The sequence below is a fragment of the Legionella santicrucis genome (genome assembly GCF_001468135.1).
Taxonomy (GTDB): Bacteria; Pseudomonadota; Gammaproteobacteria; order Legionellales; family Legionellaceae; genus Legionella; species Legionella santicrucis.
Genome location: NZ_LNYU01000009.1, coordinates 138,344 through 163,714 on the forward strand (window position 1 = coordinate 138,344; position 25,371 = coordinate 163,714).

Consider the following 25,371-nt stretch of genomic DNA (forward strand, 5'->3'; position numbering starts at 1 on the left):
CCTGGGTATAATAAAAAAACTGGGCAAGGGCTTTAATTTCTATTCTCTAAAAAATCACAAACGAGTCGTTCCACTCGGGTATCCACTAATACACTGATATGATTGGCCTCTGGAAGTAGGCATAATTTTGCATCAGGATACTTCTTACAGAACTCGATGGACTCTTTAGTACTAATCGTTTTATCAAGTTCTCCATGAATACATAAAAAAGGAATATGAGGTGTTTGGGAAATAAAATGGTTTAATCGTATCAGTTTCAGATCAAATTGTGCTTGTTGACGCATAACTTGTCTTAATTGAAGATATCCATGTCCACTAAGCTTAAATTTTTTTGCGATACGGTTTACAGGACTTCGCATTTGAGTTGGTGATGCAATTAGAATGGCACATTCTGGTTTATATTTTAATTGCCAATCAGAAAGTTGTCCTGACACATTTAATGTGTTAAGTAACATGGAGCCACCAAACGAATGTCCGATAACAGCATAAAACGGCCCATATTGATTGATCGTATCTCTCAAAATTGCCACTGCATCTGTCCAAGGTAACTGTAACCCTTTAGCTTCTCCATGAGCTGGAAAATCGAGGGCGTATACTTCATACCCTTGTTGATATAAGGAATCGATTAAACGAGCCATATAAGCTGCACGTGATATCCATCCATGAGCAATCAATACTTTTCTATTGTTTGTATCATTTTGAGGTGCAAAGCGATGCAATACATGATGACGAGGTAACTCTTGATGAATAACTTCAGTGCGTTTTCCCTCAATAAACTCACAAGCGCGTTTGGCAAAGTCTCTGTATGGCTTTTCCAAAGGAAAAAAGATAGGCGTAATAAAAGCCTGATAACATAATTGAGCATGTAATAAATCTCGCACATGGGTTAATGATGAAGTTATCATGATTAATTCCCCCGTTAGATTTTATTTTAAGTGTAGCCGAAAAAAAGGGGGGCTACTTATAATTTTTTCTAAACAAATATTCATTACTTTATCTTTGAACTTCAATTAATATAAACTACATTCTTTTTAAACTAAAAATACAGTTGAATTCATTCTGAGTAGCTAGTTATCGAACTTTTAAAATAATAGCCATTCTTATTATGAGCCCTATGATCCAATTATTTAGGTTTATTTACTTTGTCTTACTTCAGGGAGCTTGATATGCATACTTCAAATCATATTTATCGTGATGGGGACCAGGAACTTCTGGGTTTTTTAGCATATGATCGATCTATTGTTGGAACCCGACCTGCAGTATTAGTTGTCCACGATTGGTCTGGTCGTAACGAATTCGCCTGCGATAAGGCAAAAATGCTTGCGGAGATGGGCTATATTGGTTTTGCCGTAGATATGTATGGTCAAGGGAAACTCGGTACTACTGTAGAGGAAAAGCAAGCCTTAATGAATCCCTTAATGTCTCAACAATCTTTATTACGTCAGCGGATAAGGGCCGGATTAGCTGCTGTTCACTGTATCCCTAAAGTAGATAGTAAACAAGTTGCAATTATAGGTTTTTGTTTTGGTGGTTTATGTGCTCTTGAATTGGCACGTTCTGGGGCGGATCTTAAGGGCGTGGTGAGTTTTCATGGGCTATTACATCAACCAGGAACCCTTAAATCAGAGCCTATTAAAGCAAAAATTTTAGCCTTACATGGTTATGATGATCCTATGGTCCAGCCTGAACAGGTACACATATTTTGTAAAGAGATGACCGATGCCGATGTGGATTGGCAAATGCATATGTACGGACATGTTCAGCATGCATTTACTAATCCAAATGCGCATGATATTCAACTAGGCACTATTTATAATGAAGTTGCCGCACAACGTTCTTGGCAAGCCATGAGCAATTTTTTGCAAGAAATTTTTGCTAAATAATGTGAGTTCGATAGCAAAAGCATTTTATATCTTTTGCTGTCGCTCGACACGGGCCGCAGTGAATATTATTAAAAAATTATTATAATAGGGTCGATTGTCATGTAACAAAGAATTATAATCCGCAAAACAATTTTGCTTCTGTGTATTTCTGTAAGTCTTAATACTATTGATATGAATTATAGATATTGGAATATGTTGTGCTTCGTTTTATTCAAATAAACATTAAAAACCAATGAATTATAGACAATGACGCAATAAATAGGGGCAACCAATTTAAGTTTTTCATCCGGTTATAACACTATGCAATTGCATCATTTTTTTGAACGTTCCGTTGATCATTATGCGAGTAACATCGCTTTAATTTGTGATAATGCATTTATTTCCTATCAAGAATTAGAATGTCGTGCGAATCAATTGGCTCATTTCCTTTATGAGAAAAAAATAACCAAAGGGAGTATTGTAGGGATCCTATTAGAGCGATCCGTTGAATGCTATATTGCCATCTTAGCTATTTTAAAAACAGGGGCAGTGTATGTTCCTATTGAAACTGATTATCCAGATGAACGAATTAACTATATTTTCTCTGATCTTGCGTTTGATGCTGTTTTAACCACATCGCTGCAATTGACAAATAAAAATTTGGTTTGGCCTGTTTTTTATACGTTTGATACGCTTAGTGAGGAAATCTCGAAACAACCTACAACACGCTTAAGGCCTCATTGTGAACGAAGTGCTGATGATTTGTGCTATATCATTTATACCTCAGGCTCTACTGGAAAACCAAAAGGGGTAGAAATTACTCAACGCAGTATTTGTCATTACGTCCAGGTTGCTAGTGAACTCTATAATATGGACAGTAATGACCGTGTATATCAAGGTTTTTCTTTGGCTTTTGATGCTTCTTTAGAAGAGTTTTGGATGGCTTTTGCCAATGGGGCTACACTAATTGCATGTACTGCAAAGGAAGTACGCTCTGGATTGGGTTTAATTTCTTTTTTAGAACAACATAAGGTCAGTGTTTTTTCAACGGTACCTACTTTATTAGCTACATTAGAAGAACAAATACCAAGTTTACGGTTGTTAATTTTGGGTGGAGAAACTTGTTCCACAAGTTTAGTCAAACGATGGGGTAGAGAAGGATTACGGATTGTCAATACCTATGGCCCTACCGAAGCTACAATTATTGCTACTTATGCTGAATGTCATCCTGAAAAAGAAATTACCATAGGCAGGCCTTTACCAGGTTATGAAGTACTTATTGTCGATGAGCAATTACAAGAAGTAGAAGCAGGCGTAGAAGGGGAGCTATGTATTGCTGGAGTTGCTTTGGCGCGTGGTTATGTAAATCGGCCCGAGAATACAGCAGAAAAATTTGTGTTGAATCCCAAAAATAAAAATCAACGTTTGTACCGAACAGGTGATCTGGTTTCAAGAACAATTCATGGTGAGTTACGTTTTGCAGGGCGCGTAGATGATCAAGTTAAGTTGCGTGGATTTCGTATCGAATTAAACGAAATTGAAGCAGTCATTATGAGCTATGCTGGAATTAAACAAGCAGTGGTTTCTTTGCAAGTATTGGAGCAGCCCACTTTAGTTGCTTATTTAATTCTTGATAAAAGCTCTATATTTGACGCCAATAAACTTAAGGCTTTTTTACGATCTTGTCTGCCTGATTATATGATTCCATCAATAATCGAAATTTTAGAAACTTTTCCTGTTTTGGCAAGCGGCAAAATAAATAGAAAAGAGTTGCCCAAACCTGTACAACAGAAAACTGAAAAATTAAAAAATATACCTACTTCTACACTCGCCAAAGAAATCGCACGAGTCTGGGAAGAAGCATTAAACTGTTCAAACATTTCAATGGATGATGATTTTTTCTATGATTTAGGTGGCCATTCGCTCTATGCAGCTAAAGCCATTTCTAATTTGCGCAAAATATCTGCTTTACAAAATATATCAATTCTGGATTTATATAAGAATCCTACAATTAGACAGTTAGAACAAAAGTTTAATGATATGAAGATTCATTCGGACTCTCATAAGGAACAGATAGTTAAGGAAAAGTACAATGCTCCAACATGGAAATATTATTTGTGTGGTTTGGGACAGGTATTTGGTTGTTTCTTGCAATACGGTTTAGGAACTTTGCAATTATTAGCAGTGATCATGTGTTATAGCTGGGTAAGTTCTAAATATTCAATTATCTCAAAAGAGTCAGAGCTTATATTTTTCGCTTTATTTTTATCGATGCCATTTATTTCTTTATTTATAACAATAGGATTGAAATGGCTATTGTTAGGGCAAGTAAAACCGGGAAAATATCCCTTATGGGGGTGGTTCTATTTCCGTTGGTGGTTGATTCGACGACTGCAACATAATTTGTTCCTACCTAAATTTTTGGTCGGCTCTTCTTTGATTAATATCTATTATCGATTATTAGGCGCTAAAATAGGAAAAAATTGTTATATAGGGTCCATGTATGTGGGGACTCCTGATTTGTTCCACGTAGGAGAGAATACTTCTATAGGCACTGACAGTAAATTAAATGGTTATATTGTCGAAGATGGTTGGTTAAAAATAGGAACCATAACCATAGGTGATCATTGCTACGTAGGTCCGCGTTCGGTAATTGGGATCAATACAACAATAGAAAGTGATGCCATTCTGGATGAAATGTCGATGCTGCCTGATCAGAGCACACTCTCGAAAAAGACTTATTTTTCAGGTTCTCCTGCAATATCTAGCGCTCTTCCTGCTGATCATATTACCCAACGAAAAGTGAAGATTACAGAGTCAACTATGATGAAAAATATCCTTTTTGGCCTTCTTCATTATCTAGGCATAGTCTTTGCCATCTTGGTGTATTATTTGTGCCTCATCCCGTCAATTTCATTAATTAGCTATTATTATGATCAAGGGCATTATTTTACCACTATATTTTTTGCCATCCCTTTAGGGAGTATATTATTTTTAAGCTCTTATTATCTTTGTACCCTAATTTGTAAGAAGATTATTTTGCATAAAGTAAAACCTGGCCATTATCCCTTAAAAAGTTTGTATTATCTCCGCTATTGGACATTTATGAAAATTTTTGATGTCAATGAAATACACATTCTGGCGGACTCTTTGTATCTTCCTATTCTTTTGCGGTTGCTTGGAGCAAAATTAGGTAAAAAGGTGGAAATGGGCGAAGCGCCTCATCTTATACCGGATCTTCTTACCATTAAAGATGGGGGTTTTACCGCCAGTTCGGTTGCCCTGGCTTGGCCTAATGTCTACAATGATTTTATTTCTTTTGCTCCAGTGTCTATTGGACATGAAGCATTTGTGGGTAATGTAAGCTTATTACCTGCTGGCCAATCAATTGGTGATGGTGCACTGTTAGGATGTCTTTCTGTGACCCCTCCTGGTGAGCAAGCAAAAGAACCCTATTCTTCCTGGTTAGGCTCCCCTGCTGTTTTTTTGCCCCGGCGGGAAACAGCGGTTGGATTTTCTGATGAAGAGAGATTTAATCCTCCTCTCAAGCTTTATTGCCTACGTTTATTTGTTGAGTTTATAAGAATTATTTTACCAACAACATTTTCACTAATCATTTTGTTTAATTTATTGTATGTTATAGATTATATGCTTATTGCTCACTCCTGGTTTGTTACAGCGCTTGTATTACCTCCTGCCGAGTTATTTTTTACGGCCAGCCTGATCAGTCTATTAATTGCTTTGAAGTGGATAATGCTGGGTAAATTGAAGCCTCTAACGAAACCTTTGTGGGATCCTTTTATTTGGAAAAATGATGTGATTGAATATTCGTATAGCTACTTTATTAACCCACATTTTACTGAAAAAGTGCTAGGGACTCCTTTTGCGCTTTGTGTAGAACGTTGTTTTGGAACTAAAGTAGGCAAGCGAATTTATATTGGTACGGAAGGATTTGCAGAGTTTGATTTAATTACTATTGGTGATGATGTATGTATTAATGACGGGGCAAGAATACAGACCCATCTTTATGAAGATCGAGTATTTAAAGTCTCTCATTTAACAATTAACTCTGGATGTAATGTAGGGGCTGACTCCATCATTCTTTATAATACACTGATGGAAGAAAATTCTACATTAGGAAGTCTTTCTTTATTAATGAAAGGAGAGCGTTTACCTCAAAATACCCATTGGGCTGGAATTCCTGCGCAATCAGCTGTACATAGTTTCCCATATCAGCAAGTTAAGGTACATCCTGTTGTAAAAGAGATAGAAGAAACAACCCCAGAATTAGTGTAGATACTTAATTCAGCTATCTATTAAGTTCTAGACAAGGTGCAAGAAAAGAGAAGTTTAGTTTTAGTACATGACGGACCGAGCTTGCAACGATGTATCGAATTTAGTGGGTGGCGCTATAGAATGTAGCTTTTGAAGAAGAGTCCTTTAGTAATTAAGTCAATGTTCTGGGAGCTGGGGCGTTAACACTGTTCTTTTAATGAATTTTTATGATTCAATAGACTTTTTTCTCATAATGAAGCACCATAAAGATATCAATTGAGTTTACGGGAGTAAAATCTGGCATTAAGGACAATGAACTTTATTATATTACTAAAACAAAAATTTTCTCATTTAATCAATTGCTTCCGATTTGAAGTTTTGTTGATTTTTTTTATTTATTCAGGCACTAGCTTAGCTGAGTTTTCTTCTCACTATAACTTGGCTTTCTATTATGGTTCTCATCCGCCTTTGGCAAAATTAAGGCTCTTTAAAAATGTTGTGATTGAGCCAAGTAGTGGTTTAGATCCCCATCTCCTTGAAATGGGGGGTAGAAACGTTTATGCCTACGCCTCACTCGGTGAAGCGATAAGTTTGAATCAGTATGAAAAGCCTATTGATAAAAGTTGGGTCATTGCAAAAAACAAAAATTGGCAGTCTTTGGTTCTAGATCAGTCAAATCCTGCCTGGCAGGCGTTTTTTATTAATCAAATAATTACCCCTCTTTGGGAAAAGGGATATCGAGGATTTTTTCTAGATACGCTTGATTCTTATCGAATAGCATCAGAAGAGCCCCAAAAAATGAAAAAGCAACAAGAAGGAATTATCACTACCATTCGAGCAATAAAATCCAAGTATCCCAACGTTAGGCTTATAGTAAATCGTGGTTTTGAAGTGTTACCGGAAATTAAATCGCTAGTAGATGAGGTTGTTGCGGAATCTTTATTTAATGGCTGGGATAACTTAACAAAAAAATATTTTCAGGTTCCTGAAAAGAGCAGAGAAAATCTATTAAAAGAGCTTGAAGTAGTTAAGAAAATGGGTATCCCGGTTACCGTTGTCGATTATCTGCCTCCTAAAGAAGCTGATAAAGCAAAGGATGCTGCAAAGAGAATTGCTGATTTGGGATTTAATCCTTGGATTACTGACGGTGCTCTTAACCAGATTTATTTATTTGATTTTGAGCCACTACCTCGCAAGATATTATTATTTTACCAAGGAGCACCTGGAAATATTGATGAAAAGATCGGTTCTGATCTCTCTTTTGCCGTAAGTATGCCTCTTAATTATATGGGGTATGTAACTGAGCTACATAATATTGCTGATCCCTTACCTAATAATCTTTCAGCAAAAGATTATGCCGGCATTGTAGTTGCTCCCGGAGGGATTTTAACTGGCAGACAGATGGAGCTGACTAATTGGTATAAGAATTTGATGATGAAAAAAATACCCATAGTGATTTTGAATAGTTTCGGTTTTCAAACCAAAGATCAAAATATAAAAATGTTCGGTTTATCTGTAATGGAAACCTACAATCCTATGCCAGCTAGTGGGATAAAAATTATTTATAAGGCTCCTATGATGGGTTATGAAATTGAACCTTTAGTTACTGGAGACGATTTTGTATCGCTGCGTGTTTTAAAAGGGAATAGTCTTCTCAGGGCCGAAGACGATATGGGCAACATTTTTGATGTAGCTGCTATTACTCCGTGGGGTGGTTATTATTTAACCAATAACATGTTGCTACAAAATATTGGCGATTATTTTCTTTGGACTATTGATCCATTGAAATTCTTTAGCCAAGCATTGAAGCTTCCCACACGACCAATCCCGGATCTTACTTCTGAAAATGGCAATCGATTAATGATGATACATATTGACGGTGATGGCTTTGCTAACCGGGGTGAATGGTATAATGCTCCTTATACAGGGGAAATATTGAGTAAAGAATTTTTAAAACATTACGTCATACCCACAACTGTCTCCATTATTCAAGGAGAGATCGCACCCAATGGGCTTCATCCTCAATTATCAGCAGAGTTAGAAAAAATTGCGCGAAAAATTTTTGCTCTTCCTAATGTTGAAATAGCAAGCCACACATACAGTCACCCATTTATTTGGTCTAAAGCGGAGCAATATACAGGAACGAAGCCTAATCCCTATACGATAAAAATTCCTAATTATAAATTTAATGTATATACAGAGGTTGTGGGCTCAGTCGAATACATCAATAAAAATTTGTCTCCACCAGGGAAAAAATGTAAAGTTTTTCTATGGTCAGGAGAGGGAGATGTACCCGAAAAAGCATTAGAATATACTTATCAATTAGGCTTAGCTAATTTAAATCCAGGAAAGTTAATTACAAAATCAAAAAACTCTCTAACACGAGTATCCGCTTTAGGTCTTTTTGAGGGACCTTATTTCCAAGTATTTGCACCTATAGGAAATGATAATGAAACAATTTCCCTGAATACAAAATTTTATTCTTTAATTAATATTATTCATGCACTGAAGCTTACTGACAGTCCACGTCGCCTAAAGCCAATTGATATTTATTTCCATTTTTATACTCTCCAAAGACCAGCAGGCATTAAAGCGTTACATGAAATTTATAATTGGGCTCTGTCTACTCCGGTTATGAATATCTATGTTTCTGATTATTTTAATAAAATACAAGATTTCCAAAGTCTAATGATTGCAAAAATGGAAGACGGTTGGTCTTTTATTACTGGTGATTCGTTAAGAGAAATACGCATCCCTAAGTCAATGGGCTATCCCGATCTTACAGGCAGTACTAATGTAATAGGGTATAGCTCTTATAATGACGATCGCTACATTCATTTAGGACCTGGTGGACAATCCTTTATCCGTTTTTCTTCTCAACCACCTACGCTCCCTTATTTGGTTGATTCTACAGCTAGGGTTACTCGCTTTGCGAGAAAGAAAAATGAAATTGATTTCACATTAGAGGGATATTTGCCACCAAAATTTACTTTTGCAAATGTGAGCAATTGCTCATTATGGGATGGAAAAAAAATCGTGTCTCCTAAATCCCAAAAAGAGGATCAAAAACGCTATGAATTTACCGAAAGGTTGAGATATGAACTCTCCGTTCGATGCCAATAAACAAAAAAAACCTTTTAGTTGGTGGCAAATGCTGCTTTTCATATTATTGTTTATTGGTTTTTTGATTTTTCTTTTTCCACAAAAATTGTTTATGAACACTCTGCTCAAAACAGATAAGCCAAGTGCTGTATCTATAAGTTATTTGCAAAATGCAGTAAAAAATAATCCGACGGATGCTGATTTAAGGGTAAGTCTTGCGCAACAACAATTCCAACTAGGGCAGGTTGAAGAGGCTAAAAAAACAATTACCCCTTATATTAATGATAGGCCTAACAGCAATTTTGAATGGCGTATCCTCTGGCTATATTATAAAATTCTCACTGTAGAAGCTTTTCAGTTAAAAGAACACAATCCCCAGCGTAAAGAAAAAGAGGCGCTTTTAAGGTCACTACAAAATGTTCTAATCCATTCTCCATTGTTGACTTCGAAAGAGTTGCTTGAGCTTGCAGACAGTGCCCTTGCTTTTGATCGACCAGATTTAGCCGATCTTATTTATCAAAAAATCAATCTACAAGGTGAAAATCAATCGGTGGCTTTCTATGCCAAGGCAGGAAAGGTGGCATTATATGTTAAAAACTACCAGGGAAGTGCTAATTATTTTCTTATGGCGATGAAAAAAAGCACATCTTTAGATAAAAAGAGACTCTATTATACAAAAGCATTAGATAGTTTAAGAGCAGGAGGAACAGAAAGTAAGGCTTTAGAATTTGCCCAAAAAAACATTGATGGATTAGAAAAAGATAAAAATACCTTAATGTACCTGGCTAAATTGGCCCTTGGGGCTGGACAGCAAAAAGTTGCAGAGCAATATATTAATCAGCTTTTGCAACTCAAGTATCGAGGTACGGCAGAATGAGTTGGAATAAATACCATACATTCATTTTGTTTCATTTTCTTTTTTCTTCAGTTGAGACTTACAGCTCTGTTTCTGCAGAAAAAGTTAGATCCATCGATTCTAAAGAGTTATTTGAATTTGTGCTTCCTCAAAAAGCGGATAGTGAGCAAAACTGTGTGCAGATGATTAAATATGAGAAAGAAATTTATGAGTTAGCCTATACTGTTTATCTACAAAGCGGAAATGTCCCAAAAGCGTATGCAGTTGCCATGTCGGCAGTAAAGCAAGTGCCTCAAAATAAATTGTGGCGAGAGCGGCTTGCACAAGTCGCGATATGGAATCAGGAGCCTAATATTGCTTTGGATCAGTATGTATACTTATGGAAAAATTTTAATGATAAAAATGCAGCACTTAAAGGAAAAGATCTGGCAAGAAAGCTTCATGCAGATAAGATATTATCGGAATTTCTTTTAGCCGATATAAAAGAAGGTAATGCATCAGAAGCCAATTGGAATGAATACATTAATGTCCTGTTTCACTTGGGGGAAGTCTCTAATCTTGTAGATATTATTGAAAAAAATAAAAACACGATACCAAAAACCATGTATTTAGATACACTTGCTACAGTCTACAGAATAACAGACGAACCCGAGCAAGACATACAAATACTAAAAAAATTGAGCGCTTTGATAGGCATGCGTCCAGAGATTGCTATGAAAATGGCACAATTTTATGTTAATCAGGGAAATATTTCTGATGCAGAGCGAGTGATGACTCAGGCACGGAAAAATCAGTTTCCTAAAAACTCAAAATTTTGGGATGCCTATAGACATATTTTTTTCCTAGGTAATAAACCTCAGGACGAATTATATGCGAGCCAACAACTCTTAAAGGATAAAAAATCAGATAGTAACACCTTATCCATCCTTATTGACATTACCAGAAAAAGTAACCCGAATTTAGCGTATCAATATGCCAAACAAGCAATTACTCGATATCCTAACAAGTATTATTTTGCTTCAGAGTTTTTTTCTTTAATGAATAAAGAGCAGAGCATCGATTTTCCAAAATATGAATCACGATTACCGCCATCTATTCTTAATTTACTACGATACGAAGGTGCTTTTTGGAATGCGAAAGTTACCTATGAAAAGCAATTTGGAAATGAAAATTCCATTTTGCAAACTTATTTAGAAGCCATGCACTATCTTCCAAGAGATCCGGATCTATTCGCTGATTTTTTATATTTCTTAATTGAAACGAATAATGTGGTGCTTCTTAAGCATGCTTTGCCTTTATGGCAACAAAAATTGCCTGAGACCCGAGAGTTATGGGGACCTTATGCACAAGCTTACGCTCGGTTTGATAACCGATTGATGACTCAAGCTATTCTAAATTTATTTTATGATGAGTTTAAACAGTATGAAAATAATCCTTATTGGCTTATTTTATTTAAAGATGTTCTAGAAAATGCTTTTTATGACACCCAATCGGCACAAGTCAGTATCTATGCATGGCCAATCTATTTGAATTTACTTAAAAATCAAAAAGAACCTCCAATTTACATTCAATTAATTGATTATACTAAATTGTCAATGTTGAATGCTTTTGGTGATCCTACTGCAGTAGCATTATCCATGCTGGAAAAATATGAAAATGAAGATGTTGAATTATTGATGCTAACCTGGGCTTTAGGACATAATAATATTGCTTTAGCAGAAGCAATTTATGAACATTATAAAGCAAAAAAAATAGAGCCTCCTTTATGGACACGCTTAACTATTGCTCTTGCTCGAAACGATCATACGGCAATGCGCAATATATTACGGGATAGAAAAGCAATTATTTCTTACAGAGATCGTACAAGAGCCGCAACTGAGATTGATGCATTACCTTATGCGCAAACATCTGCATATTCGGCATTAAAACAACACAGAAAAGATCAAGACTTATACGATAATTTTTTTACTCCTTTAATGCTTAATAACTCAGATAATTTATACATTGGCCAAGAATATTATCAGTATGGAAATGTGGTAGGACCAAGAACGAATGTTTCCTATACCTATTTTTACATGCCTAGCCTAAGTTTAACCCCATATAATTCAATATGGCTTACTCGTAATTTGCCTGGTGGAAATACCGTTTCAGTGGATCAAAATAATAATATAAGTACAACTACTAATCAGGTATTGAGAACAGTTCCTAGCAAGGATGAACGAGCTGGAGTAAAAATAAAGACGAAGCAGCGACGAGGGTATTTAGATTTAGATTTAGGTTATCGTGATAATTTGACTTCTTTTTTTACAGCTAAAATAACCAGAACCTATACCGCCCTAAGCAATTTGGAATTAACCACCACAATAGGCTATCATCAACCTGCCGATGATACTGCAGGTATGTTAGTTGGTGGAGCAAAAAACAATGTGAATCTGGATTTTTATTATCGCCTTTTCAAGCAAGATTTTATTTCAGGAAATTTAAGACAAAACTTTTTTTATACACAGGATGGACAGTACCTTGCGAAGGGAACTCAATTTACCCTACGCCATGAGCATAAATTCTGGAGTTCTTATCCCGATTGGACCATAGCTCCTTATGGAGTTGTTACTAATTATTACAATAAAACCACCCAATTACTCAGGGGGAGCATCCTTACACTGGTTCCAGAGAATGTTATACCTAATGTGAATTTTCTCATTCCAGCTAATTTTACTGAATATGGTTTGACTTTTTCATTTGGTCAAAATTATTTGGATGAGTATACTCATCGGTGGCGGCCTTTTGCTGCGGCTACTATTTCTCGAAGTTCTGTAGTTGGACTTGGAAAATTATATAATCTGGGTATAGCAGGTATGGTTTTTGGTCGCGATCATTTGGTAATTTATTATGAGTGGGGATCGAATCAAGGGCAAGGAATTCAAGTGTCGCAATTAGCAAAAATTAGTTATCAAATATATCTTTAGGCATTTTGCTTTATGAAATTCATTGAGGCTGTATTGTTTGGTTGTATGTTAAAAGTGACTTATTAGAGAAGGAGTCAGAATGAAATATGGATTGAAAATTTTAGCCCTCATGAGTTTAATCATCATGGTTGGGTGTACAAAAATTAACTCTACGCAAGTTGTGCCGGTGAATGCTAATGCTCGATGGGGGATTGCGGTATTTGCTAATAATACCGAAGTGCCACAAGCGGGTTACCGGGCGATGAATATCACTGCAGGCGTACTTCGCTCAAAGGGCGTGCGCGCTTTAGTGTTCTATCCCTCTAATGCAAATTGTAATAAATTAATTGTTTGTCCTAATGCTACTCCTTCAGTCAATGCAATTTTAAGTTGGGCAAGAGAGAGGCATTTACATTATGTAGTTATGGGGGCAGTGAATGAATGGGACTATAAAGTAGGGTTGGATGGTGAACCAATAGCGGGAGTTTCATTGCAGATATTCAGTGTTGCCACTGGAGAAATGATTTGGAGTTCCGTGGGTAGTAAAATGGGTACTAGTCGCTCAGGATTAGCTGTAATAGCACAGCGCTTAATTGATAATATGCTTTTTAGCTTAAAGATCTCTTGATGAATATAAAGCCATTATTAAAACCATTATTAAAGCAATTATGGACTTGGCGAAAGCACAGTATATGGATGTGGGGGGAGGCCATTGGTATTACCCTCCTCATTTTAGGATTGTGTTCTATAACGAATCCAAGTAACCCTTTGTTTGTTAGGGAGATTTTCCCATGGCCATGGATTGCTTCAGTAATAATTGCATTTCAATATGGCTTTGGTCCAAGTTTGTTGTCAGTTGGTGTAATCGCTATATATGCAAATAAGCAACTTATAGCAGGGGATATGTCACTTACTGATTTTCAATCTTATTTGCTCAGTGGAGTATTCTTAACTCTAATCTGCACTTTATTTAGCTCAAGTTGGGTAAGAAGAATACAAAATACGGATGTACTGCAAGCTTATAGTGATGAGCGTTTAAAGAGTTTGTCGCGTTCTTACTATATGTTGCGGCTCTCTTCAGATTACCTTGAACAAAACATTATTTCTAAGCCTATGACATTACGATTAGCATTTAGAGAATTACAAAAGTTGAATTTAAATGCAGATACACTGTTATCCCCCGACGTAGCTTATTCTTTTTTGCAGCTTATTTCGCAATTTTGCCAAGTCAATGTGGGTGGAATTTTTTTATATCAAAATGCATGGTTAAATCCTGAGCCTTTTGTAGAAATTGGTTTAGTAGGTGAATTAGTGACACATGATCCGCTTATCAAGAGATGTATTGAATCGGGAGAAATTTCTTTTGTAAGTATTAATCAAATCGAAGAGGCAAGTGACTGTATTTATTTGGTAGTAGTGCCCTTGCTTACTAGTAATAATGGACTTATAGGTATACTCGTGATTAAAGAAATTCCTTTTTGGAATTTAAACGACGAGACGCTAAGAATATTGAGTATCTTGGCTCACTATTTCAGTCATGAAGTGATTGTTTCTTCTGAGGTTACTGATTTTTTACATAATTATCCTGATTGTTCTGTCGATTTTGCAAAACAATTAATAAGATTAATCCCATTGAAAGAAAATTTAGAGATTGATAGTGCACTTGTTGCGGTGATGGTTTCGAAAAAATTAAGACCCCATAATGTTATCTATAATTTAAAAAACCAGCATCGAATTCTTGACTCATTTTGGTCTTTAGAGTTGGGCGAATATGATGTATTAATTACTCTAATGCCTTTTACTTCTCCAGCAGGAATTCATGGCTATATAACAAGAATTAAAAATTATTTGCATATGGACTTAGGTTTATCGGTTAATAATGAGGAAATAATAATACGTTCGATGCAGCTTTACGCAGAAACTCCTTTTTATGTGATGCAGTATTTCTTAAATTTTATCAATGGAGAGGATAGTGGCTAATCAGATGGATTCATTACCTGGATTGTTCGCTGCTCTTTTTCGGCAAAGTCCAACTACAGATTTGATTCTGAATGTATTTTTTCTGAATTTAGGAATAAGTCTATTAATTACCTTTTTATTAGTAAATCTGATTCAGTTAGATCTCGTCAAAAGAAAAAAAGAATTTTCATTTTTATTAATATGTATTGGAACTTTTATTCCATTTCTAGGAAATATTGTAGTTATTATTGCTATTTTTCTGCTTAAAAAATTTGGTGAAGATTTTCAACCTCACATAATTAATTTATATCCTCAAGTTGAATATGCGCGAAAAAATCCTGTTGAAGTAGTGGCACATGGAACAAGTTGGGCTGATGTCAGGTTGCATTCTTCAAATTACTCGACCGAAGAGCGCAATAAAGCGCTTTACAGTGTCAGTAAAGGATTACCGAGAGATACGAATCGTATTTATAGCTCTTTAGTATCTGATGATTTAGAAGAATTGCGTATTTGCGCTTTTTCCATGTTAGAGAACCAACAAAATTATTTGCAAAAAAAAATTAATCAATTTGTAAAAAAATCTGAAGAAACTGCGAATTCTCAAAGAGTAGCCTTTTTAGCCAAGCAGCTCGCTTTATTATATTGGGAATTGGTGTATCGTAACTTGGCTGATCAGGAATTTCGCGCCATCTTATTGGAACAAAGTAATTTTTACGCCAATACTGCATTAAAATCACTACCGGAAGATACGACTTTGTTAATCTTATTAGCAAGGATCAATATGGAAAATAGGCAATTGAAAGAAGGGCTTCACTATTTGTCGAGGGCTTCAGAATTGAATGCTCCAAAAAGTAAAATTTATCCTTATTTAGCAGAGCTAGCATACAAAAAAAAGGAATATAATACAGTGAAAGAATCTTTATGTACGGATATTTCGTTTCGGTATATTTTAAAAATTAATAAAGTCGTTGAATTTTGGTGCAAAAAATGAGCACTTATTTAGCAAAACAGGCTAATGAAGTTGATATCGCGTTACTCCTTGAGAGTTCTTATCCATTTATTTTGGGAGGAGTTTCCACATGGGTACATCAGATTATAGAAAACTTTCCTCAATATACATTTGCTCTGATATTTTTAGGAGGTTCTCCTGAGAATTATCAAGAGGGAATTCGTTATGACATTCCCAAAAATGTCACTCATTTTCAAGTCCATTATCTTTTTGATGAGGATGAGCCGCCTTCGCCCAAAAAAAGGTTAGTTGGAAATGAAAAAGGATTTGTATTGCTGAGACAAATGCATGAGCTATTTAAATGCCCAACAGCTGAAAACTTAAATCAGATTGCTGATATCAGTGATATTCTGAATGATCCTTCTGGGGTTGATTATAAGCAATTTTTATACAGTAAACTAAGTTGGAATTTTATTGAAGAGGAATATACGGAGCGGTGTGAAGATTCTTCGTTTATTGATTATTTTTGGACAGTAAAAAATATTCATAAACCTTTATGGAAGTTAATCCATGTGCTTACCAATTTTCCTAAAGTTAAAGCAGTGCATTCTATCTCGACAGGATATGCTGGGTTACTTGGTTTTTTTATTCATCGACATTTCAACTATCCTCTTATTTTAACGGAGCATGGTATTTATACTAAAGAGCGTAAAATTGATATTTTTTTAAGCCAAATTTTTCATGACGATCCTGATCGGGCGTTAACTGAAACAAGTTATTTGCGAAATTTATGGGATCGTTATTTTAAGACATTGGCACAGCTAACTTATCATGTGGCTGATCCTATACTTAGTTTATTTAGTCATGCACGGCAAATACAGATAGATGATGGTGCTGATCCCAAGAAAACACTCATTATACCTAATGGAATTAATATTGATCGATTTAGGAAATTAAGACGGCCTTTGGAGGAAAAACTTACAGCGATCTGCTTTGTTGGTCGTATAGTACCTATGAAAGATGTTAAGGGATTTATTAGGGCAGTCCCTAATCTACATAATGCAATGCCGGATTTAAAGGTTTGGATTGTTGGTTCAACAGATCAGGATCCACTATATGCTCAAGAATGTGTTGAATTAGTCGAAAATACATTGCTACATGATGTTATCGAATTTTTCCCCCATCAAAGAATGGAAGATGTTTTACCAAAAATCAAGATCTTAGTCTTACCTGCTATTAGAGAAAGTATGCCATATGTTCTCTTGGAAAGTTTTGCTGCTGGGGTGCCTGTAGTGGCTACTGATGTTGGGGCATGTAAAGAAATGGTATTGGGCATGAACGAAGAAGATATTGCTTTAGGTCCCGCTGGGAAAATAGTGAGGGTCTCAGATACGAAAGACTTAGAAGTTGCAATTCTTGAAGTATTAAATAACCCTGAATTATGGAATGCAATGAGTGAGTCCGCGATTAATCGTGTAGAAACATACTATAATGAAACGGTTATGATTGCAAAATATCAGGAAATCTACGAAAGCACGATGAATAAAGGATAGCACCTAAATGGCGGGGATTGGATTCTCTTTACGAAAAATTTTAAATCACGAAAGTATCACACGAACAATAGCTGCTTATACGGTCGCAGGAGTTATTGGCGGTGGGCCATGGTTGATCTCAATTCTAGGTATTATTTCTCTGTCACTTATTATTGCTAGAATACCAGCACAGCACGAGGCAATTACTCAATTTCAAATATCGATTACTTATTTAATTGCCGGAAGTTTAATTTTTAGTAGTTCTGCTGGAAACAGTTTTTCTCGTTATGCGGCCGATCAATTATTTTTAAATAGATCCACCTATCTTATTTCTAACTTGAATGGATTAATGCTCATTATTTCCTTAAGTGCCGGCATTTTTTCATTCTTTTTTGTGTTACTTTTTTTTTCGCAACAAGATATTGCTTATCGGCTATTATTAATGGGAAGTTTTGTTGTTCTGTCAAATATTTGGGCTGTAATTACACTTCTCACCGCAGTAAAAGATTATTCAATTATTCTCAAGGCGTTTTTATTGAGTTACTCGATTGTCGTTCTTTTGGCGTATTGGTTACGTAACTACGGTCTTGATGCTTTTATGTTCAGTTTTTTAGTGGGGCAAACTGTTTTATTACTTAATTTACTCATCGTCCTTTACAAAGAATATCCTACCAATTCAATTATTGATTTTCATTTTATGAAAAAAAACAGTATGTATAAGCTATTAATTTTTAACGGCTTATTTTTCAATTTAGGAGTATGGGTAGATAAATTTATATTTTGGTATAATGATAGCACTAGTTATGCGGTTATTGGTCCTTTTAGAGCCTCATTAATTTACGATCTGCCAATCTTTATTGCTTATCTTTGTTTGTTACCAGGTATGGCCGTTTTTCTTTTACTGATAGAGACCAATTTCGCTGATTATTATCTTCGTTTTAATGAGGCCATACGTAGTGGGAAATCCTTGTCTTATATAAAGATTGCAGGTAACCAAGTAGCTACTTATGCTTTCGAGCTCATCTATTCCATAGTTAAAATTCAAGCATTAGTCATTATTCTTATGTTGCAGTTTGGTGAAAAAATTTTGGCTTTTTTAAATATTTCTCTTCTTTACTACAATCTGCTTTATGTTGCAGTGATAGGTACAAGTTTACAAATTTTTCTCCTGGCTATTGTTGATATTTTATACTATATGGATAGAAGATGGTATGTATTTGTGATTTCCATTAGCTATTTTGTTTTAAATTTAGTGTTTACCTTAATTTCTGTATCTTTGGGACCTTTTTATTACGGATATGGATTTACTGGTTCTTTAGCTTGTGTCTGTGTATTAGGAATGTATTTTTTAAATGAGGGATTTAACGATCTTGAATATAAAGTGATCATGCTAAGAGGATAATATGGATACTTATCTTGTTACAGGAGGAGCTGGATTTATTGGCTCACATCTATGTGATCAATTAGTGAAATATTCCAAGGTTTATGTCTTAGATAACCTTTCTACTGGTTGCAAAGAGAATCTTCCTAAAGAGGTTGTTTTTATTGAAGGCGATATCTGCGACTACAAGCTAGTTAATGAACTGATGGCACAGGTAGATGGATGTTTTCATCTTGCCGCGCTGGTTTCAGTGCCTTTATGCAATGAAGATATCCTGAAAGCCCATGAAGTTAATTTAACTGCTACGGTGAACATTTTAAAGATCGCGAGTGAATTATCTAGCTTTTCTAAATCGTTTCCTATTGTATTTGCTTCTTCTTGTGCAGTATATGGCAATAGTTCGCATTTTCCAATTAAAGAAGATGATCCTTTGCTTCCTATATCTATTTATGCAAATACGAAACTTTCCAGTGAATATTATGGTCGATTTATCAGTGAAATATCTAAGCTGCCTTTTACTGCTTTGCGTTTATTTAATGTATATGGGGCAAGACAAAAATTAGATAGTCCTTATTCAGGTGTCATTTCAATCTTTTTAAATAACTTATTGAATGATAAGCCTTGCGCTTTTTATGGTTCTGGTGAGCAATCAAGAGATTTTGTTTATGTAGATGATGTTATTTTATTTTTTATTAAAGCGATGAAAACTTCTAGGCATACTGCCCGAATCTATAATGTATGTACTGGGAAAAATATTAAAATAAAGACAATCGCTAGTTTATTAAGTCAAGAGCTGAAAAAAGAATTAGTCACCATATATAAACCTCCAAAATTTGGGGATGTGGAGTACTCATTAGGAGATCCATTTTTAGCAGGAGAAGAGCTTAGTCTTTTTGCGAAAACTTCGGTTGAATCTGGATTGAAGAGTCTAGTAAAAACAATTACTGAGAGATCTTAAATGAAGATAACCTACTTAGGCCATGCGGGATTTTACGTTGAATCTGAATCATCAGTCATCATCATGGACCCTTGGCTTTCACGTTATGGTGCATTTGATTCAGCATGGTTTCAGTTTCCCAAAAATAGTCATATGATTGAATATGTTTTAAATCATTTTGACTCAACGCATAAGGATAAATATATTTACGTCAGCCATGAACATAAGGATCATTTTGATATTGAATTTTTAAAAATGATAAAAAAAAGGAATTTTAAATTTATTTTGGCTAATTTTCATCGTTCTATCGTTAAAGAACAACTGGAAGCGGTTAATTATCAATGTGATGGAATTATTTCTTTAAATTATGAAGAAGAGTTTACACTAAAAGATGGTAACCTGAGGTTATTTGTTCTTGATGCAGAGCTTGATTGTGATTCTGCGATTCTTGTTCAAGCGGATTCAAAGAGTTTTTTAAATATAAATGATTGTAAGTTACATGAAAAATTAGAAAAAATTGTAAGACTGCATGGAAAAATAGACGTTTTTGCAGCTCAATTTTCTGGAGCTATATGGCATCCTGTTTGCTATGACATGCCTTTAAAAGATTATCAAAGAGTCTCTCTGAAAAAGAGAATGAATAAATTTTCCATTGTTGCAAGAGCGATAGAAACCGTAAATCCAACGTTTTACATCCCCTCTGCTGGTCCGCCATGCTTTCTCGACCCTATGTTAGCGCATATTAATTTTGAAAAAATTAATATTTTCCCCAAAGCGCCTGAGTATCTCAGGTATTTGGACAAGCACTGTAAAGCAACCGATACTATATGGCCTGAAATTATGCCAGGAGATATTTTAGATGTAAATTTAGGGAAATTTATTCATTTAGACGAAAATAGGGTGGAAGAACAGCAGTATGAAAGTTACATAAAATCCTATGCTAATGAATATAAAGACTATTTCCAACTAAGAGAAACAGAGAATAAAAAAGTTAATCCTCAAGCCGTGTTTGTCGATTTAAAACGAGATCTTGAGGAAAAAATGAAGAATGTAAATTTAGTGAATGTTAAGGTTCATGCTATTTTATATTGGGGGATCAGTGATTATTCGGACATAATGTATCGCATTGATTTAACTAATAAAACAATTACTACAACAAAAGAAATTTTAGATCCCAATAATTATTGGAAAATTGAAGCTCCTGCTTGGCAAGTCAACAAAGTTTTAATAAAAGAGATGAATTGGCCTGATTTTGTACTCACTTTTAGAGTGAAGCTGAAAAGAAATCCGGATCTCTATGATGTTGTCACACACGGATTTGTGGCTTTAGATGCGATTGAAATCGGACGGTTTTGTGACTTAGTTGAGCGCTTTCATGCGAATAATAAGGATCGAATTGTAGTAGAATTTGAAGGGAAACGTTATTCGATATTACGTTGGTGTCCTCATTTAGGAGGAGATCTCAGTTCAGGTTGGTTAGATAGTCAAGGGTGTTGGGTATGTCCAAGACATCAATGGCATTTTGATCTACGCAATAGCGGGCAGTGTATAACAAGTACAGAGACTATTGATGCGATTTGCTTGGACGATCAGAACATTAACCAAGAAAAAGAGAAAAAATTAAAGTGATAACGCACATTTTTCATCAAAGAAGAAAAAAATTGTCAACACGCCCTAATTGAGCGTTATGCCCAAGTAATAATGTTCATGAGATTGAGTTTTTATTCTCAATCTCTATAGCGAATAATTATCAATCAAGCGAATATCACCAATTCGGACTGCTGCATATCGACGACCTTGATGTTCTTCAACATACGCTACAACAATATTTTTTTGGGTTAATTCTTCAATGATTTGCGCGCATGATTTGTCTTTTTGTTGAAACAAGGTGGCAAATTCCTCAGCTATAGTTTTTTGCTCTTTGCTAAGGCGATTATTGCGCGAACTAAAGGCCAAGCCACTGGATTCACGTAGGGTTGGGCATACTTTTATTTCTATATCCAGAAAGAATGCTTTAGTCATTCCTTGAATCAATTGATATTGCTGATAATCTTTTTCACCAAAATAAGCTTTATGCGGCTTGACAAGATTAAATAATTTAATGACAACCGTTAAAACACCGTTAAAATGTCCAGGGCGATGCTTACCTTCCATTAATTGGCACAGTTGTTTTTCATGCACTTGATAATTATATTCATCTACATACATTGCTTTGTCGTCTGGAAGAATACAAAAATCTACACCCGAATCCTCCATCATCTTCAGATCTGTTTCCAAAGTGCGTGGATACAATTTAAAATCTTCAGCTTGATTAAATTGTGTTGGATTAACAAATAAACTGGAAACAGTGTAGTGATTTTCTTTTTGGCTTGCTAAAAATAAAGATGCATGTCCTGCATGCAAATTACCCATGGTAGGTGCAAAACCTATGGTTAATTCAGTGGATAAGGTTTTACGAAAAGCTATCCATTCTTCAAGGTTATGAAAAATTTGCATCATGATGTTCCTAATTATGTGAGTTTGATACAATAAATAGATTCTATTTTATTGTATCAAACTGATTATTCTGAATGGTCCCCATACAAAATGCCGTGCATTTTTATGGATAACTCACAGACATTAAAATGCATGTTCAGATGCTGGGAAACTAACCTGTCGAACTTGCTGTGCATAAGCATTTAACGCATTCAGTAGCATTTCTTTACCTTGTACGTATCTTTTGACAAACTTGGGATTAAAATCAGTTTGTAAGCCCAACATATCATGCCAAACAAGAACTTGACCATCAGTATCAGAACCGGCTCCAATGCCAATAGTGGGTATGCGCAATGATTGAGTAATTTCTTGAGCTAATGGTTGAGGAACGCACTCAATTACAAGAGCAAAACAGCCAGCAGCTTCTAAACGAAGTGCCTGTTGAATCAGCGTTTCTGCTTGATCTGGATTTCTTCCCTGTACTTTATAGCCGCCTAATTGGTGAATGGATTGAGGCGTCAAACCAATGTGGCCCATAACAGGAACACCCGCATTGACTAGATAAGAAATGGTTTGACATGTATCTGCATCAGCACCCTCGATTTTTACAGCATGTGCTCCTGAGCGTAATAGGCTTTTCACATTTTCTACAGTTTGAGCTAATGAAGTTTTATGACTTAAAAAGGGGAGGTCGCTAATTAAAAATTGTTGTTTTAAACCACGTGCTACGGCTTGAGTATGAAGCACCATCATCTCTATGGTCGCCATAATGGTTGTGTCGTGGCCATGTACTACCATGGCTACTGAATCCCCAACAAGAACACAATCTACGTTAGATTCAGAGACAATACAGGCAGAAGGATAATCATAACAAGTGACCATGACGATTTTTTGTTGTTCTTCTTTTTTACGTTTGAAATCATGAATTTTCATTGATGCTACTCCTTAATTAAGAAACTGGAGTATGCATGATTTGGGAAAGCTAAATGTACTACAGGTACCTGTCGCATGGATCAAGTCCTCCAAAAGTTAAAAATTTTAAAGTCGCTGCCAATAGGTCAACGCATTACCTATCATAGTTCAAATTTTGGGAGTTGAGAAGTAGCGTTAAATAAGAGGTCTATTTTGTTACTTTATCATTCTGAGGTATTATTCCTCTTTCAGGTAACAAGCATCTGGACTCTGTTGACAAGTCGTCTTCTAAGATACGACGTCCCGCGGCTTGTCCGCGGGACGTCGGGAGTCAAATTGTCAATAGACCCTATCGTTGCGAAATAAACTACGTCATGTAAACAGGTTTTTTATGCAAATCATTGAAAAATTAGCTATTCCTGGCGAGCATCTCCTCTCGTTGCAAGGTATTATTGGTAAGTTAGAAACAGTTTTGACTGTTCCTGATCAAAATGATAGTACGTTTATTGCTTTTTTAGGACATCCACACTCCCTGCAGGGTGGTACGATGAACAATAAAGTTGTTACTACTTTGGCGCGTGTCTTTAAAGAACTAGGTATTCCGTCATTGCGTTTTAATTTTAGAGGGGTGGGACAGTCTGAAGGATCTTATGATGCAGGACAAGGTGAAAGTGAGGATATGCTTGCTTTGGTTCGTGACTTGCAAAAAGAGTGCACGGAAAAGAAATTAATTTTTGCGGGTTTTTCTTTTGGATCTTATGTTGTCTATCGGGCAGCAGCACAAGCCAATGCAGATTTATTAATCACAATAGCTCCACCAATACATCATTATAATTATCATGAATTTAATCCGGTACCTTTTCCCTGGGTTATTGTTCAAGGCGATGAAGATGAGGTCGTTCCTCCTGCGTTAGTTTTTGATTTTGCAGCACAGTTACATCCCGAGATTCCAGTAATTCGTTTTGCCAATACAAGTCATTTTTTTCATGGAAAATTGATAGAACTCAAAACAAAGCTGATTGAATATATAACTTCTCAGGTTGTTCTATAATGACGTTAATAACTCAATATGAAGCAGCGGTTGCTCGTGACGAAATTGACGATGATTCTTTACAAAGAGACATATTGCAGCATTTTCAGCGGCTTGCTGAGGAAATAAAAAAATCAAACTCCTCATGGTTTTATCCTTTGATCAAATCTCGAATCAAGGGGATATATCTTTATGGTCCTGTTGGAGTGGGCAAAACTTATTTGGTTGATCTTTTTTATGAGTTTCTTGAGGAAAAAAGAAAAGCACGTTTTCATTTCCATCATTTTATGCAACAAGTTGATGCACAATTAAGACTATTACAGGGACAAAAAAATCCGCTACTTCAGATTGCTAAAAAACTTGCCAAAAAAACTCGGATACTCTGTTTCGATGAGTTTATGGTTCATGATGTGGCTTACGCCATGATTTTGGCTGAATTACTTAAGGCTTTAGTTGCTCATGGTGTTGTCTTAGTAATTTCATCAAATATACCCCCAGATGATTTGTATCGCGATGGTGTTCATCGTAAACGATTTTTACCTGCCATCGCTGCTATTAAAGAAAATTGTGACGTTCTTTGTTTGAATGAACAAAGGGATTATCGAGTTGGACGTGCGCCATTATTAGATGCCTATTTATGTCCACTAAATCAGCAAACAAGCGAGGCGATGGAAAAACAATTTGTGTTACTAAATAGTGAGTTTCAAGAGCATGGCATTATTACGATCCAAAAACGTGCAATTCCTTATCTGAAATGTGGGGTAAAATCAATTTGGTTCGCTTTTGATATTTTGTGTAATCTTCCGCGTAGCCAATTAGATTATTTAGAGTTGGCAGATAAATTTGACACTATTTTTGTAAGTGATGTACCTGTTTTAACCGTAAATCATACATTACAAGCTATTATGTTCATTCATTTTATTGATGTGATGTATGATCGTGGCATTAATATTATTATATCTGCTGAAGTTACTGCCGAACAGTTATATGTTGAAGGTGAAATGATAGAAACCTTTAAACGAACTTTGAGTCGTTTGTTGGAAATGCAGTCTGTAGATTATTTGGCACGCCATCCGAAACGAGAGTTACAAGAGTTGGTTTCGGATGATTCTGAATCGTAATATGGCTCAGTCGTAGTCTGAATTGGTGCTAAGCG

General features: G+C 35.6%; 17 protein-coding genes. 14 read left to right on the forward strand and 3 right to left on the reverse strand.

What is annotated here, in order from left to right; translation table 11 throughout:
* Positions 1 to 32: 32 nt before the first annotated feature.
* Positions 33 to 905, reverse strand: a complete 873-nt coding sequence (locus Lsan_RS02555) for an alpha/beta hydrolase (protein WP_058512969.1) — start codon at positions 903 to 905, stop codon at positions 33 to 35.
* A 261-nt stretch (positions 906 to 1,166) separates the two neighbouring features.
* Between Lsan_RS02555 and Lsan_RS02560 the strand changes: the two genes are divergently transcribed.
* The 12 genes from Lsan_RS02560 to Lsan_RS02615 all read left to right on the forward strand — a co-directional run bounded on the left by Lsan_RS02560 (position 1,167) and on the right by Lsan_RS02615 (position 21,427).
* Entirely contained in the window at positions 1,167 to 1,883 is a 717-nt protein-coding gene (locus tag Lsan_RS02560) for a dienelactone hydrolase family protein (RefSeq protein ID WP_058512970.1), read from the forward strand.
* A gap of 300 nt (positions 1,884 to 2,183) precedes the next feature.
* Positions 2,184 to 6,158 (forward strand): Pls/PosA family non-ribosomal peptide synthetase, encoded by a 3,975-nt coding sequence (locus tag Lsan_RS02565; protein ID WP_083505068.1) that lies wholly within the window; start codon positions 2,184 to 2,186, stop codon positions 6,156 to 6,158.
* A 291-nt stretch (positions 6,159 to 6,449) separates the two neighbouring features.
* Complete coding sequence (locus Lsan_RS02570) at positions 6,450 to 9,260, forward strand: bifunctional glycoside hydrolase/polysaccharide deacetylase family protein (protein WP_058512971.1); 2,811 nt, start codon at positions 6,450 to 6,452, stop codon at positions 9,258 to 9,260.
* Positions 9,235 to 10,116: a tetratricopeptide repeat protein gene (locus Lsan_RS02575; RefSeq protein ID WP_058512972.1), complete on the forward strand. Its 882-nt coding sequence runs from the start codon at positions 9,235 to 9,237 to the stop codon at positions 10,114 to 10,116. Before Lsan_RS02570 ends, Lsan_RS02575 begins: the two co-directional genes overlap by 26 nt.
* The gene (locus tag Lsan_RS02580) at positions 10,113 to 13,061 is read left to right on the forward strand and encodes a tetratricopeptide repeat protein (RefSeq protein ID WP_058512973.1); all 2,949 of its coding nucleotides are present in this window, start codon (positions 10,113 to 10,115) and stop codon (positions 13,059 to 13,061) included. The genes Lsan_RS02575 and Lsan_RS02580 overlap by 4 nt, the downstream gene beginning before the upstream one ends.
* A 79-nt stretch (positions 13,062 to 13,140) precedes the next feature.
* On the forward strand, positions 13,141 to 13,668 hold the full coding sequence (locus Lsan_RS02585; RefSeq protein WP_058512974.1) for a hypothetical protein: 528 nt from the start codon (positions 13,141 to 13,143) through the stop codon (positions 13,666 to 13,668).
* Entirely contained in the window at positions 13,668 to 15,020 is a 1,353-nt protein-coding gene (locus tag Lsan_RS02590; protein WP_058512975.1) for a PelD GGDEF domain-containing protein, read from the forward strand. The genes Lsan_RS02585 and Lsan_RS02590 overlap by 1 nt, the downstream gene beginning before the upstream one ends.
* Positions 15,013 to 15,990 carry a tetratricopeptide repeat protein gene (locus tag Lsan_RS02595; RefSeq protein WP_058512976.1) on the forward strand — a complete coding sequence of 326 codons (978 nt, stop codon included), beginning with the start codon at positions 15,013 to 15,015 and terminating at the stop codon, positions 15,988 to 15,990. The genes Lsan_RS02590 and Lsan_RS02595 overlap by 8 nt, the downstream gene beginning before the upstream one ends.
* Positions 15,987 to 17,501, forward strand: coding sequence for a GT4 family glycosyltransferase PelF (pelF, locus tag Lsan_RS02600; RefSeq protein ID WP_058512977.1), 1,515 nt, complete (start codon positions 15,987 to 15,989; stop codon positions 17,499 to 17,501). Before Lsan_RS02595 ends, pelF begins: the two co-directional genes overlap by 4 nt.
* A gap of 7 nt (positions 17,502 to 17,508) precedes the next feature.
* Complete coding sequence (gene pelG / locus Lsan_RS02605) at positions 17,509 to 18,882, forward strand: exopolysaccharide Pel transporter PelG (protein WP_058512978.1); 1,374 nt, start codon at positions 17,509 to 17,511, stop codon at positions 18,880 to 18,882.
* A 1-nt stretch (position 18,883) separates the two neighbouring features.
* Entirely contained in the window at positions 18,884 to 19,819 is a 936-nt protein-coding gene (locus tag Lsan_RS02610) for an NAD-dependent epimerase/dehydratase family protein (protein WP_058512979.1), read from the forward strand.
* Positions 19,820 to 21,427: a Rieske 2Fe-2S domain-containing protein gene (locus tag Lsan_RS02615; protein ID WP_058512980.1), complete on the forward strand. Its 1,608-nt coding sequence runs from the start codon at positions 19,820 to 19,822 to the stop codon at positions 21,425 to 21,427.
* A gap of 105 nt (positions 21,428 to 21,532) precedes the next feature.
* On the opposite strand, the gene panC is transcribed toward Lsan_RS02615, so the two are convergent.
* Positions 21,533 to 22,294 (reverse strand): pantoate--beta-alanine ligase, encoded by a 762-nt coding sequence (gene panC / locus Lsan_RS02620; RefSeq protein ID WP_058512981.1) that lies wholly within the window; start codon positions 22,292 to 22,294, stop codon positions 21,533 to 21,535.
* Between the two features lie 123 nt (positions 22,295 to 22,417).
* The gene (panB, locus tag Lsan_RS02625; protein ID WP_058512982.1) at positions 22,418 to 23,206 is read right to left on the reverse strand and encodes a 3-methyl-2-oxobutanoate hydroxymethyltransferase; all 789 of its coding nucleotides are present in this window, start codon (positions 23,204 to 23,206) and stop codon (positions 22,418 to 22,420) included.
* Positions 23,207 to 23,576: 370 nt separating this feature from the next.
* Here panB and Lsan_RS02630 point away from each other — a divergent pair, with 370 nt between their 5' ends.
* Positions 23,577 to 24,236 (forward strand): alpha/beta hydrolase, encoded by a 660-nt coding sequence (locus tag Lsan_RS02630; protein WP_058512983.1) that lies wholly within the window; start codon positions 23,577 to 23,579, stop codon positions 24,234 to 24,236.
* A complete protein-coding gene (gene zapE / locus Lsan_RS02635) occupies positions 24,236 to 25,336 on the forward strand; it encodes a cell division protein ZapE (protein WP_058512984.1) in 1,101 nt (366 codons plus the stop codon). Before Lsan_RS02630 ends, zapE begins: the two co-directional genes overlap by 1 nt.
* The last annotated feature ends 35 nt before the right edge of the window (positions 25,337 to 25,371 follow it).

Bases quoted from the DNA above. Each gene is read 5' to 3' on its own strand.
- pelF (WP_058512977.1), top strand. From the start codon at position 15,987: ATGAGCACTTATTTAGCAAAACAGGCTAATGAAGTTGATATCGCGTTA.
- Lsan_RS02610 (WP_058512979.1), top strand. From the start codon at position 18,884: ATGGATACTTATCTTGTTACAGGAGGAGCTGGATTTATTGGCTCACAT.
- Lsan_RS02555 (WP_058512969.1), bottom strand. From the start codon at position 905: ATGATAACTTCATCATTAACCCATGTGCGAGATTTATTACATGCTCAA.
- Lsan_RS02615 (WP_058512980.1), top strand. From the start codon at position 19,820: ATGAAGATAACCTACTTAGGCCATGCGGGATTTTACGTTGAATCTGAA.
- Lsan_RS02560 (WP_058512970.1), top strand. From the start codon at position 1,167: ATGCATACTTCAAATCATATTTATCGTGATGGGGACCAGGAACTTCTG.
- Lsan_RS02580 (WP_058512973.1), top strand. From the start codon at position 10,113: ATGAGTTGGAATAAATACCATACATTCATTTTGTTTCATTTTCTTTTT.
- panB (WP_058512982.1), bottom strand. From the start codon at position 23,206: ATGAAAATTCATGATTTCAAACGTAAAAAAGAAGAACAACAAAAAATC.
- Lsan_RS02575 (WP_058512972.1), top strand. From the start codon at position 9,235: ATGAACTCTCCGTTCGATGCCAATAAACAAAAAAAACCTTTTAGTTGG.
- Lsan_RS02570 (WP_058512971.1), top strand. From the start codon at position 6,450: ATGAACTTTATTATATTACTAAAACAAAAATTTTCTCATTTAATCAAT.
- zapE (WP_058512984.1), top strand. From the start codon at position 24,236: ATGACGTTAATAACTCAATATGAAGCAGCGGTTGCTCGTGACGAAATT.
- Lsan_RS02565 (WP_083505068.1), top strand. From the start codon at position 2,184: ATGCAATTGCATCATTTTTTTGAACGTTCCGTTGATCATTATGCGAGT.
- Lsan_RS02590 (WP_058512975.1), top strand. From the start codon at position 13,668: ATGAATATAAAGCCATTATTAAAACCATTATTAAAGCAATTATGGACT.
- Lsan_RS02585 (WP_058512974.1), top strand. From the start codon at position 13,141: ATGAAATATGGATTGAAAATTTTAGCCCTCATGAGTTTAATCATCATG.
- panC (WP_058512981.1), bottom strand. From the start codon at position 22,294: ATGCAAATTTTTCATAACCTTGAAGAATGGATAGCTTTTCGTAAAACC.
- Lsan_RS02630 (WP_058512983.1), top strand. From the start codon at position 23,577: ATGCAAATCATTGAAAAATTAGCTATTCCTGGCGAGCATCTCCTCTCG.
- pelG (WP_058512978.1), top strand. From the start codon at position 17,509: ATGGCGGGGATTGGATTCTCTTTACGAAAAATTTTAAATCACGAAAGT.